We start from the raw sequence: 12,241 nt of genomic DNA on the forward strand, positions 1-12,241 counted from the left end.
CTCCCACGGGAGCCGGGGCAGTGGGTGGGCTGGGGCCGAGGCCGGGGTACGGATCGCTCCGATTGAGGAAGCGCCGGAACAAGAAGAAGGAGGAACGTCTCCGAACCGAGGTCCAGGTCCCGGCTCCGCGTTCGACACCGTGGGCGTGGCGACAGCCGAGGTGCACGGCTACCACGCCACGGAGCACCCCGGCCTCTCGGTGGTCACCTACGCCGTCTTCCCCGCCCACGCCAGTGAGATCTCCGGCCGGGAGAACGAGGAGGAGACCCGGGGCCGGTTCCGCAAGATGCTCCAGCCGAACAAGCTGGACCGCGCCCCTGTGCCGTTCGTCAAGATGCGGTACTACAACACCCGCACCGGCCGCGCGAGCAAGGGCGACGCCCGCGGTTTCGCCCCCCGGCCACTCTCGTAGATCAGCCGGTGGCCGTTCTCATATCCGGACCCTCACTCCGACGCCAGGACAAACGCCCGGATCAGGTGGGAGCCCGTACACCACTTCCCAGGACGCAACCCCGGATCCTCCCCGGTCGCCGACCGCGCCACCCGCCGGTCCGGACCGAGTGTCCGTACTCGGTTCGGACCGAACGCCGGGCGATCCGGTGGGTGCCTGGCGGGTGCGCCGGGTCCGGTGAGCGGAGGGGAGCAGTCGGGGCCGCCGGAGGGAGGGATCGTGCATGCCGTGGAATACCCGCCCGGAAGCGCGCCGGTTCGCCACTGGTGGGGCGGACGGGGGATGTTCGGTTCTCAGTCGTCCAGCTCGGCGCAGAGGGTGGTCACCTTCTCGTGGGCCGCCTCCGCTTCGGTGCCCTTCACGTTGTCGAAGGACCGCAGGCGCACGCTGACGTTCTGGAAGGCCTTGCCGAGAGCGTCGTAGCGGTTGTCCAGTCGAGCCGCGGACTGGGCCAGAGTGGCAGCACCGACGGCGCGCTCGTAGTGGGCCGCCCTGTCTTCTTTGTCGTCGTTGTCGTACATCGAGTCGAGCGACGGAACACGCTTCCACGCCTGGCAGGCACCCGCCGCATCGGCTGCAGCGTTGTCGAGGCCGGTCCCGGAGGCCGCGCTGTCCGGCCCGGACCACAGGAACCAGCCGATTCCTATGCCCGCACCGGCCGCGACGACGGCCGCCACCGCCGGCGCGATCCAGCGGGAGGGAGCGCGACGGCCGGGGGCCGGAGTCGGCGGTTGGGAGGGAGGCGGTGGCATGGGAGCGGACGTGGTCATCGAAACGGCTTCCTTCGGTCTACGGGCGGGCGATCCCGGTACGGGAACCGGCAGCAAGTGAACCACTTCCGTCACCGAGCAAGTTGCCGAGGGGCATGACGAGTTGGCGAGGCAACAGGAGCGCTCGGCTGTCCGGCTCGGGTCCTGTGCCGAGGGCACAGTTGCGTCCGAGGGCGCGTCGCCTCGCCGGTTGTGGCGGTTCCTCGGCGTGGGTGGGTGCGTGTACAGGCGGATGCTGTACGGGGGAGGGAGGGGCGTTCGTACGCGGTACGGGGGAAGCGGGCCGAAGTAGCGCGGAAGCTACGGTGAGTGTCTCTAGAGTGAGCTGTGAGTGACGGTCGGGTGTGGTGCCTGCGGTGGGCTGGTGCCACTGTGCGGGTGGGTTAGGTGAGGTCGCCGGTGACTACGACTCACGGTGAGAGCGAGACGGGCATCCTGCGGTGCTTCGGGCAGCAGTTGCGGTTGCTGCGGATGAGCAGGGGGCTGACGAGGGCGGAGTTGGGTGCGAAGCTCAGTTACGGCGAGGACATGGTCACGTCGGTGGAGCTGGGGCGGCGGATTCCGAAGCCGGAGTTCATCGAGCGGGCCGATGTGGTGCTGGAGGCCGGCGGGCTGTTGGCGGTGATGAAGGAGGAGGTGGCTCGAGCGCGGTATCCGTCGTTCTTCCGGGATGCGGCGAAGTTGGAGGCGGAGGCGGTTGAGCTGCATGTTTACGCCAACCAGGCCGTGCCGGGGTTGTTGCAGACGGAGGAGTACGCGCGGGCGGTATTCGGGGTGCTGCGGCCTCCGTTGGATGACGCGATCGTCGACGAGCGGGTTGCTGCAAGGCTGGCGCGACAGGAGATCTTCCACCGTAAGCCACCTCCGCTGATGAGCTTCGTCATCGATGAGTCTGTGCTGCGCCGTCCAATCGGCGGACGTGACGTGCTGCGAGGCCAGTTGGAGCAGGTGTTGCTTGTCAGTCACATGCGGCACGTCGAAGTACAGGTCATGCCGCTGAACCGTGATGAGAACGCAGGGATGGCCGGTCCGTTCACCTTGATCGAGACTAAGGGAGAGCGCAGGATCGCGTACGTGGAGGTGCAGAACGTCAGCAGGGTTCACAGCGACCGTGAGCCTGTCCGAGCCTTGGAAGCCAAGTACGGCACATTGCGTGCCCAGGCGCTGACACCTCGCGAATCACTCGCGTACGTCGAGAAGTTGTTGGGAGAGCTGTGAACACCGACAAGGCAACGCCGGGATCGGGTGCCCCTCTGAGCTGGTTCAAGAGCAGCTACAGCAGTGAGGAAGGCGGGGAGTGCGTCGAAGTGGCCATCGATGCTGTTGCCGTCCACGTGCGTGACTCGAAGTGTGTGACGCAGGGCGGGCCTGTGTTGAACGTTGGCACGGAGGCGTGGTCGGCGTTGCTTGAAACGATGTGATCTTATACGGCTGCCTGCGACGGTCGGCGCTTCCCTGCCGGAAGCGTCGACCGTCGTCATGAAGCACAGCTCTCAGGCCTCACGGCTCCCCGGTGGAGTCCAGCGACCGGTGGAAATCTCCTTGTCCAAGCGAGATTGGAAATGCGCGTGCGCGGCGCGCATCTCGGCCTCGCGGTCTGCTTTGTAGAAGGGGGCGGTGTAGCCGACAGGGGGTGGAGTCGATCCCGGGTTCTCCAAGTGGGCCACCAGGTCAAGGTAATCCTGCTTGGTCTGGCCATGGCCGTAGGTGTTGTGATTCGCGGCGATCTTGCGACCCTTGGCATCGAAGTACATTTCCGACTCGTAGTCCGAGAGAACCGGATAGCGAGATTTATAGATCGCCACAAGTTGGTCAGCGGTGATGCCGAGCCAGACAGAGACGAGGGCGTCAAGTTCAACGAGGGCAGCACGGCGCTCATATTCCGTGCGGAGTGGTGTGTCGTATTCCCAGTTGGCCGTTAGATGCTCGGCAAGCGGCTTGATATTGGGCCAAGCAGGGTTGGCCCACTTCTCGTACCCCAGCCAGGTACGGTGGAAAAGCTCACTCCAAAGTGGAGCGTATGCGTTAGTCAGTGCGTTTAGGCGCAAGGTGCGGAGGAGGAGGGGATGAGCTAGAGGATGGTCGGGAGTGGGAGAAGGCATCTTGACGGCGTCGGCCGCATGGAGGTTTGCCCGCCCTGTAATACGCAGAAGATAATCTAGGGGGAGGGAGGCCCAGAACCCAGCGTTGAGAGCGGTGAGTCGATTATCTGCGCAAGCGAGCGAAAATACCGCATCGATGTGAGTGGGGCCCGGAGGAATGAGGGAGGCGAAGAGACTACGCTCGGTATCGAATGGGATCATCTTGCGCCAAGCCAAGCGGAAGTATTCGGTGTAGGGGCGGCCATCCCAAATGTCCTTGACTGAATCATAACGAGCCTGTTCGGCAGCGCGGACATAGTTAGTGCGAGGAGTGGCATCAACGGGGAGGGTAGTGAGGTCGAAAGCAGTCCAGTCGCGATTGCTCTTACAAGGGTTATTAGGCTGCTTAAGAAACGGTAGCGCGCAACCGATATGTGGCCCTTGGAGAATTACTTCATTCAGCGTCTTCGTGGTAGAGGTGTCCCAGTGGTAGAGGCCCAACTTCTTGGTTGCCAAATTCTCAAACATGCCTACTGTGATGCGAGGGTTCCACTGACTTAGCCGATGGGACGCTGAGGAGAGTGCCTCGATGGCACCCTGTTCATCTCTCGTTACGGGGTAGAGCAAAGGAGTGTGGGGGGCGGGGATTTTAGGGTTATCTGTGAGTCGGTTCCATTCTACGAGAAGCGGGCTTGTTACGGGTACGAGCCGATCGCGGTGCGGCCTCTGATCCCACTTTCCATCATGCTTGATGCCGGGCAATGGTCCTTTGCCGTCGTGAGTGAATGAGTACGTCAGGGAATCGGTGGAGAAGAGCCAGCTGATATGGGTAAACGAAACTTCGGATGCTGTACCGTAAATGTTGATACTGAACTGTCGAGTTCCCTCGACGTCATCGAATAGTTGTAGGCGATTGGAGAAGTGGGCGTGTGTCCGCAGATGCTGGTACGCAGCTTCCCGCAGGTTGCCGTCATTTACGCCGGCGAAGTGAGTGTCGGGGTGAATGAGGCCAGCCATGCCGGGCCGGTTTGTATGGCGCCAGACCTGAGTCATGAAAGCCCGGTATAGATCAGGACGAGTTCCGTGAATCAGTGAGTAGGTCGCCAACGAGCTGAGGAGAGTCGCGGTGGCGGTGATTTCTGATAGCTCAGTAAGGTGGAAGGCGAGGTGGTTAGGGGACAAGAGTAGTTCGGTTTTCCTGAGCCGCCATTCCTCAGTGCTGGGTTTCTCCGCCAACTTGAACCAAGGCTCCAACTCTGCAAGGACCGCGTCTTCTTGCCAGTCCGGCCTCACCCAAGGCGGATTCCCCACTTGCAAGTCGTACCCACCCCGGGCAAACACCTGCCCGAACTCCAGCTCCCAGTGGAAGAACCCCTGCCGCTCAGCCACATCCCGAGCAACACCCGCCCACGGATACCGCGACTCCAGCGAGGTGAACCGTTCCATGCCCATCCACTCGGGCAACTCGTCCTCGTACCGCTCCAGCGCATCCAGCGTGTCGAACTGAGCCACCAGCGAATCCGCAGCCACATCCTGCGTACCCAACAGCGACTCGGCGAAGTCCAGCCAGTCATCCAGCGAGGCCAGCGGAATCACAGCCCGCCGCTCACCCCGGATCTGCTCCTTGCGGCTGCCGCCCCGCGTGGCCTTCGCCTTGACCGCGACGACATGGACGTCACCGAACAAGTCCTCCGACTCGTACGTCTCCCGCGAGGGCGCACCCGACTGACCCGGAACCGAAGCCGGGGCAGCAGACACCGTCCACCCCGCCGACTGCGCAGCAACCTCCGCCGCCCGCACGTACGCCTCGTGCGACCCGTCCAGCAGCGCAGCCTCCTGCACCGGCCAGAACCACAGCGCGCACCACGCGTCCATCAGCGTCTTCAGACGCCAGTACGGGGTGTCGACGGCCTCCAGGTCGGCCTTGACCTTCTCCCTCGGCACCGCGACCTCGGGCGACCGCAGCCAGCCGTCCTCCGCGCCCCACACATCCACCCGCCGTGAGATCTCCCGCTCGGAGATCTCCAGCCGGCGCACGACCAGCCCCCACAGGTACTCCGCCCGCCGCGCCAGCCCCTGAAGCCGCTTCGTCTGCGCGGCGCTCGGCGACTTGGTGATCGCCTTCCTCCAAGCACCGAGAGCCTTCGCCTCCGCCGGCGCCAGCGCCTTCGCCTCCTTCTCGGCCGCGACCGCGCCCCACTCCTTCGCCGGAAGCAGGAAGTGATGCACCGCCCCGTCAGGCAGCGCCGCCCCCGCCACCGCCTCCGACAACGGGAAGCGCTCCGGAGTCGTCCCCAGCCAGCCGCCCTTCTTCAGACGCTCGGCCGAGTACACCTCCCGACGCCCGCCGATCAGCGAGTTGCCGCGCCGCAGGTGCAGCCCGAACCACGGCGCCTCCATCCCCGGATGCATCGTGTTGAGCCACAACGACACCTCCGCCAGTTCCACCGCCGTGTTGTTGAGGTCCACGCCGTAGGAGTTGTGCAGGGCGATGTACGCCTTGGCCTTCTGGAGCTCGACCGCGTACTTCTCCGTGTCGATGGCGACGCCCAGCTCGTCCTGCCGCCGCCGCAGGTACTCCGCCGCGACCTGGTTGATCGCCTCGTTGAGGAACGCGCCCGAGCCGAGCGCCGGCTCGCAGATCTTCCAGTCCAGCAGCTCGCGCGCCTCGGTGACCGTGTCGTCCTGGTCCAACCGGTGCTGCAACGCCAACTGCACCGTCACCCGGGTCAGCGACTCCGGCGTGTAGTACGAGGCCGACGTCTGCCGGTCACGTCCCGACAGCCGGTACACGAACGCGCCCGGCGCGTACCACACGCGCTCTTCCACGCCGGTGTCCTCGTCCTTGTGCCGGACGAAGACCTCGTCGGGGTACTCGTCGGCCTTGGTCGCCGGAACGAGCCACGAACCGTCCTTCGGGTCACCGTTCTTGGCGACCTCGTACAGTTTCTCGCCCGCGACGAAGCCCGAGTAGGACATCAGGCCCTCGTACACGGCCCCGAGCTGGTTGATCCCGAGCTGGGCGTAGGAGATGAAGCCGCCCCGCTCCCGCTTCTTGCCGCGCGTGAGCATCAGGAGCCGCAGCACCCGGTACAGCGTCTCGTTGCGCAGCCGGGTGTCGATGAACCGCTCCCCGCCCTCGCCCTCGGCCTCACCCTCGACGCGCGGGTCGGGAACCGCACGCGCGCCGATCAGCCGGATCGCCTCCGGCTCGAACAGCTTGGAGTGCAGCGGCTCGAACCGCAGCCCCGCGTCCTCCGACGCCTTCGCGTCGACCACCCCGTGGGTACGGCGCGGCCGGTAGCCCTCCTGCACCTTGCGGAACAGCAGGTCCAGCGACTCGTACAGGTAGAACCCCTTGCGGGACTTCTCGTCGACGAGGTCCCGCTCGGCGATCAGCTCGCCCAGCCGGCCGAGCCCGTACCCCATCTGGTACTCGGGGTAGTCCGACGGCAGGATGCCCAGCTCGGGGCGGGCCTCCGCGTACAGCAGGAACAGGATCCGGTACAGGTACCGCAGTGACTCCCGCGTCAACTGGCGGCCCAGCTCCGGGAGTTCCTTGACCTCCTCCGGGCGGACACCGCCCTCCCGCAGCCGGTCGAGGACCTCGTTGGCGATCAGCTCGACGCTCAGCCGCAGCCCGTCCCGCAGCTCGCTGCTGACGCCCACCGCGTGCTTCGTCGACTTGTCCACCAGCGTGGCGAGGGGGTTCTCCCCGCCCTCCTCCGGCGTGCGCAGCGAGTCCGCGCCGAACAGCGCGGCCACCGTGTCGAGTTCGCCGCCCGCCTTGGTGTCGTTGCGCTCCAGTGCCGTGTCCAGCGACACCGCGAGGTACCGGCCCTCGCCCCACGCAGCCCGGTCGGCGAGCACGACGACACCGCCGACCAGCAGCAGCACGTAGCGCGGCGCGTCCTCGCAGGCGAACAGGAACGAGGCGAGCTTGGAACCGGTGACGACGGTGTGCTGCCCGTCCAGGCGCAGCTCGTCCAGCAGCCGCCCGGCGCCGTCCGGGTCCAGCGCGTCGTCCGGCTCGGCGGACCAGCCGCAGTCCAGGGCGACGAGGTCCTTCTCCGCGTGCGCGACCGTCACCTCGTGCGACTGGTCGGCGCGGACGACGGTGAGTGTGCCCGGCTTGGCGTCGAAGCCGAGGGCGCGCAGCACCTCCGCGTTCAGTGCGCGCACGCGGTCGCGCCACTCGGGGGCGTCGTACGTCACGGCGTCGTCGCCGGTCGCCGCCCGTTCCTCGTCCATCGTGAAGTACGAGCGGGCCCCGAAGTAGGTGCGGCGCAGCGCCCGCAGGCCCGCGCGCGGGGTGACCGGCAGGGCGCCCTCGGGCCGCTCGGCGCCGGCGGCGTCCTCCTCGCGCTGCTTCCACTCGGCGAGCAGGCCGGACTTGAGGTCCTTGGGGAGGACCTCGGCGAGGTAGTGCGCGGAGAAGTAGTCGCCGCGGTTGACCAGGGAGTCGAACGTCATCGTGAGATACCTCTGGGTGGGTCGATCAGGCGGCGGCGTGGGCCGGGGCGAGGACGGCGAGGACGCGGAGCATCGGGCGGCCGGTGGTGAGGAGGGAGTCCGCGAGCGAGGCGAGCCGGTCGCGGGTGGCGGTGGGCGGTGCGGAACCGCCGCCCGCCGTGCCCGTCGTCAGCGCCGGCTGCTCCCACGTGCCCAGGCGGGACTTGTACTCGTCGATGGGCGCCCGCAGTGGCTCGTCCCACGCCTCGCGGTGCCGTTCCAGGAACGCCTCCGCCGTGTCCAGGACGCCGGGGATGGCCTCGGCGAGACGGGAAGTGTCGTGGGTGAGGCCGGGGTTGGCCATCGTCGGGCCGACCTGGGCGCGGCGCAGTACCGCCACCATGTCGTCGTCGACGTCGCCGTCCGTGGTGACCGCCATCCACTTGACGACGGTCGGCCGGCCGAGGGCGTTGGAGTAGATGCCCTGGACGAGATACGTGGGCCGGGGCACGTCGGCGGTCAGCACCGGCGCCTCCTGGCGGTCCAGGCGGACCAGGACCTTGTCCGTGAGCCACTCCATGACCGGGTGCAGGTCGGTCAGCAGGGAGATGTCGGGCCAGCTCGACGTCGCCGAGGCGCGGGCGCGCACGAGGCTGCTGTCGGCGAGCCGCCGGTTGAAGGTGACCTTCAGCCGGTCGCGCAGGCCCTGCTCACGGACGTACTCCGGAGGCAGCGCCTTGAGGCGGTGGACCAGGTCGGAGGGCGGGACGAAGGAGAGCAGCCCGGTCTCGGGGTCGGCGGACAGGTCGAGGCGGGCGTGGGCGTCCGGGTAGACCTCGCGCAGCGCCTCGTCGAGGAACTCGCGGGCGGAGCCGAACAGCCGGGGCACGTCCGCCCGGGGCACCGCCCCGCCGCCGTCGCCAGCCGCGTCGCCGTCGGCGGCGTCCTCCTCCGGCTCGTCGTTCACGGCGCCGAAGAAGTCGGCGAGGAAGTCGTCCATGCCGTCGTCGTCACCACCGGCGCCGGAACTCCGGTCGGCGTCCAGGGACTCGTCCACGTCACGACCGCGCAGCAGGTCCTGGATGAGGGACTTCTCCTCGGCCTCCGCCCGGTACAGGCCGGACACGGCCTCCGCCGTGCCCAGCGACCGGTGCGCCTCGGCCTCCCGTTCCAGCAGGCGCTCGGAGACGAGCGTGTCGTCCTTGGCGCCGTCCACCGCACTGGTGAGGATCAGCGCCCGGAACTGCGGCTGGTGCGGCTGCCCGTAGCGGTCGATGCGGCCGTTGCGCTGCTCGATGCGGATCAGCGACCAGGGCACGTCGTAGTGGACGAGCTGGTGGCACTGGCGGTGCAGGTTGACGCCCTCGGAGGCGACGTCGCCCGTGAAGAGGATGCGTACGGGTGTGTCCGCGAGGCCGAAGTCCTCCACGCACTGCATCTGCTGCTCGTCGGAGAGGCCGCCGTGCATGACCCGGGCGGCCTGCTCGGCGGCCTTCCCCTTGAAGCCGAGCGCCGCCGGCACCGTCCGCGCCAGCCACTCCAGGGTCTGCACCCGCTCGGAGAACACCACGACCCGGGTGTCGGACTTCGGCCCGACCCCGATCTCCCGCAGCTGCTCCAGCAGGGCCCCGAACTTGCCCGAGTCCGCCTCCGTCATGCCCGACGCCAGCTCCAGGAGCCGGTGCAGGGCCGCGCGCTCGGCGGCCGTCGCGTGCGGATCGTCCTTCTTCTCCAGCGTCTTGATACGCGTGGTGACCGTGGCCTTCAGCGCCGCGTGGGAGGAGAGGAAGGACTTCAGCAGCGTGTACGGGAACAGGGGGACGTCGCTGACCGACTTCGACCCGTCGGACGGCAGCCACACCGCCGCCAGCTCCTCGAAGAGCCTCTCCTCGGCCGGAGTCGCCGTCACCCGGACCGAACGTGACGGGCCCCGGTCCGCCCACTGCCCCTTCATCTGCTCCCGCACCTCGGGGCTGACCTTCGTACGCCGGATGAACAGGTGCTTGATGTCGTCGGCGCGGTAGTGCTCCGGGTCGCGGATCGCGGCCGGGTCGAGCAGGGAGATCAGCTCGGCGAAGGAGCGGGCGTCACCGTTGTGCGGGGTCGCCGAGGCCAGCAGCAGGGCGTCCGTGTGCGGGGCGAGGGTGCGGGCGAGCTGGTTGCGCAGCGAGCCCTTGTTGATGAGGTTGTGCGACTCGTCGATGACGACCGCATCCCAGGTGATGCGCTCCAGGTGGTGCTTGTACTGGTCGGTGTTCTTTAGGGTGTCGATGGAGACGATGACCCGCTTGAAGTACGTGAACGGGTTGCGGCCGGCAGGGATCTCCCGCTGGATCCGCTCGATGCCCACCGAGTCCAACCGCACCAGCGGGATCGCGAACCGCGTCCACAGCTCGTGCTGGAACTGCTCCAGCACGTGCTGCGGGGTGACGACGAGGATGCGCTCGCCCCGGCCGCGGCGGATCAGCTCGGCGAGGGTGAGACCGATCTCCAGGGTCTTGCCGAGGCCGACCACGTCCGCGATGAGCAGGCGGGGGCGCAGGTTGCGGCCCGACAGGGCGAGCTGGGCGGGGCGCTGCTGGTAGGGGAGGGCGTCCAGGAGGAAGGAGTCCGCGAGCGCCAGGCCGCGCTCGGCCTGCGGCAGCGGCGTCTTGCGCAGCACCGCCTCCAGGAAGAGGCGGGAGCGGCGGAAGTTCGGTGAGTCGTCCCGCACCAGGCGGGTCCGCCTCGGGTCGAGCAGTTCGATCCGGTCGAGCCGGTCGAAGAACACCGCCTCCTGATCGCGCACGAAGTCCGACGCGCCCACCGCCTCGATCCTGGCCCCGTCGTGCTCGGTCCGCGTCGCGTTGCGCACCAGCCACACCTCGTCCCGTACGAGGATCTGGGCGCCCGGCGGATACTGGGCGTCCTCACCGCTCGTCGCGGGAGCGGTGCTCAAGTCGGCGGTCACGCGGGGGCCTCCTGGGCGATCGTGTCGAGGGGGTGGATGTGGGGTGGGGCGGGCGACCGGTGGTGGGGCCCGGCCGGACCGGCGGGACGTGGGACCGGGGGAGCCGGGCGCGGGCCCGGCCGGCCGCCGGTGTCAGAACGGGGCTTTCGCCGCGTACGCGGTACGCAGCCGTTCCGCCGTCCTGCGGGCCTGTACGGAGTGGCGCAGTGTGTGCGTCGTCCCCTTCGGCCGCTTGGGATCGGCAGGCGGGCGGCCCGGCGCGGGCTGTTCGCGCCGGGGCCCGTCGGGACGGTCCTGCGGCCCGGCGGGTACGACGCCGGAGGGGCCGGGGACCCGAGGGCCGGCGGGGCTGGGGGAGTCGTCGTGGGCCGGAGGGGCGGCGGGGTCGGGGGTGGTCTCGGCCGAGGCGGCGGGGGAGACCGGCGGGGCATCGGCAGGGGCCCGTGTCCCCGGCTCGGCGGCCGGACCGGTCGCCGTGGCCGGGGTGTCGTTCGCGGGGGCGGGCCAGGCGACGGTGGGGATGCCGTCGGAGGGTGACTCCCTGTGCCGCTGCCCCGCCGTGTGCGCGGTGAGCCTGCGACGGGCCTGGGCGATCTTCATGCCCTGGGCCTCGATCACCGAGCGGCACCGCTGCACCACCTCGGTCAGCGACGGCCGGTCGGCGGCGTCCTGGGCGAGCATGCCGGTCAGCAGCGGCTCCAGCTCGTCCGGCGCGCCGGACAGGTCCGGTGCCGTGCCGGGGTCCGTGACCAGGTGGAACACCATGTACGGGGTGGCCGCCTCATGCGGGTAGTGCCCCGTCACGGCGAAGAGCAGCAGGGCCCCCAGCGCGTACACGTCCACCGCCGCCGTCAGCGGCTTCACCCCGGCGGCCTGCTCTGGGGCCATGCAGATCGGGGTGCCGACGACCTGGTGGGGGGCGGTGAGGGAGACGGACGACTCGGTGAACGCGGCCAGACCGAAGTCGATGATCTTCGGGCCGTTCGGTCCCATCAGGACGTTGGCCGGCTTGAGGTCGCGGTGCAGCAGCCCCTGGGCGTGCACGGCCGACAGCGCCTCCGCGAGGACCGCGCCGAGCGCCGCGGCCAGGACGGACGGCAGCGGCCCGTGCGTCTTGACGTGCCGCGCGAGGTCCGGGCCGTCCACGTACTCGGTGGCCAGCCACGGCTGCTCCGCCTCCGCGTCCGCTCCCAGGAACGCCGCGATGCGCGGGCCCCAGATGGTCTTGAGCACCTCGATCTCCTGCGCGAACCGCTGCCGGGACTCGGAGTCCACGACCGACGGTTTGATCACCTTCACCGCGGCGGGCTCGCCGCCGAGGGACTCGCCCAGGAAGACCTGGCCCATGCCGCCCTGGCCGATCCGGCCGAGGAGCTCGAAGTCACCCATCGAGGGCGGGTCCTCGGGATTCAGGGGCGTGATCTGCACGTGTGTCCTCGACATTCGGTCCTGGCGAGCGTCCGGTCAGCCGCGATGCGCGCCTGGGGACACGGTAGTGGATGGGGGAGGGGGCAGGGGCAGGGGTTGCGGAACGGAG

7 protein-coding genes are annotated in these 12,241 nt (G+C 68.6%); 3 read left to right on the forward strand and 4 right to left on the reverse strand.

Translation table 11 applies throughout. The features are described 5' to 3' along the window. Positions 1–145: 145 nt before the first annotated feature. Entirely contained in the window at positions 146–412 is a 267-nt protein-coding gene (locus ACP4IX_RS08610; RefSeq protein WP_426555152.1) for a hypothetical protein, read from the forward strand. 332 nt (positions 413–744) lie between these two features. Here ACP4IX_RS08610 and ACP4IX_RS08615 read toward each other — a convergent pair whose 3' ends face one another. Beyond that, on the reverse strand, positions 745–1,221 hold the full coding sequence (locus ACP4IX_RS08615) for a hypothetical protein (RefSeq protein ID WP_426555153.1): 477 nt from the start codon (positions 1,219–1,221) through the stop codon (positions 745–747). Positions 1,222–1,620: 399 nt separating this feature from the next. Here ACP4IX_RS08615 and ACP4IX_RS08620 point away from each other — a divergent pair, with 399 nt between their 5' ends. Beyond that, entirely contained in the window at positions 1,621–2,439 is an 819-nt protein-coding gene (locus tag ACP4IX_RS08620; RefSeq protein WP_426555154.1) for a helix-turn-helix domain-containing protein, read from the forward strand. Beyond that, positions 2,436–2,642, forward strand: a complete 207-nt coding sequence (locus tag ACP4IX_RS08625) for a DUF397 domain-containing protein (protein WP_426555155.1) — start codon at positions 2,436–2,438, stop codon at positions 2,640–2,642. Before ACP4IX_RS08620 ends, ACP4IX_RS08625 begins: the two co-directional genes overlap by 4 nt. A gap of 72 nt (positions 2,643–2,714) precedes the next feature. On the opposite strand, the gene ACP4IX_RS08630 is transcribed toward ACP4IX_RS08625, so the two are convergent. From ACP4IX_RS08630 to ACP4IX_RS08640, 3 genes are all read right to left on the reverse strand, one after another. Next, entirely contained in the window at positions 2,715–7,775 is a 5,061-nt protein-coding gene (locus ACP4IX_RS08630) for a class I SAM-dependent DNA methyltransferase (RefSeq protein ID WP_426555156.1), read from the reverse strand. Positions 7,776–7,800: 25 nt separating this feature from the next. After that, positions 7,801–10,704, reverse strand: a complete 2,904-nt coding sequence (locus ACP4IX_RS08635; RefSeq protein ID WP_426555157.1) for a DEAD/DEAH box helicase — start codon at positions 10,702–10,704, stop codon at positions 7,801–7,803. Positions 10,705–10,836: 132 nt separating this feature from the next. Beyond that, entirely contained in the window at positions 10,837–12,132 is a 1,296-nt protein-coding gene (locus ACP4IX_RS08640) for a protein kinase domain-containing protein (protein WP_426517559.1), read from the reverse strand. Between the last annotated feature and the right edge of the window lie 109 nt (positions 12,133–12,241).

The organism is Streptomyces sp. WG5, from assembly GCF_049974565.1.
Classification (GTDB): domain Bacteria; phylum Actinomycetota; class Actinomycetes; order Streptomycetales; family Streptomycetaceae; genus Streptomyces.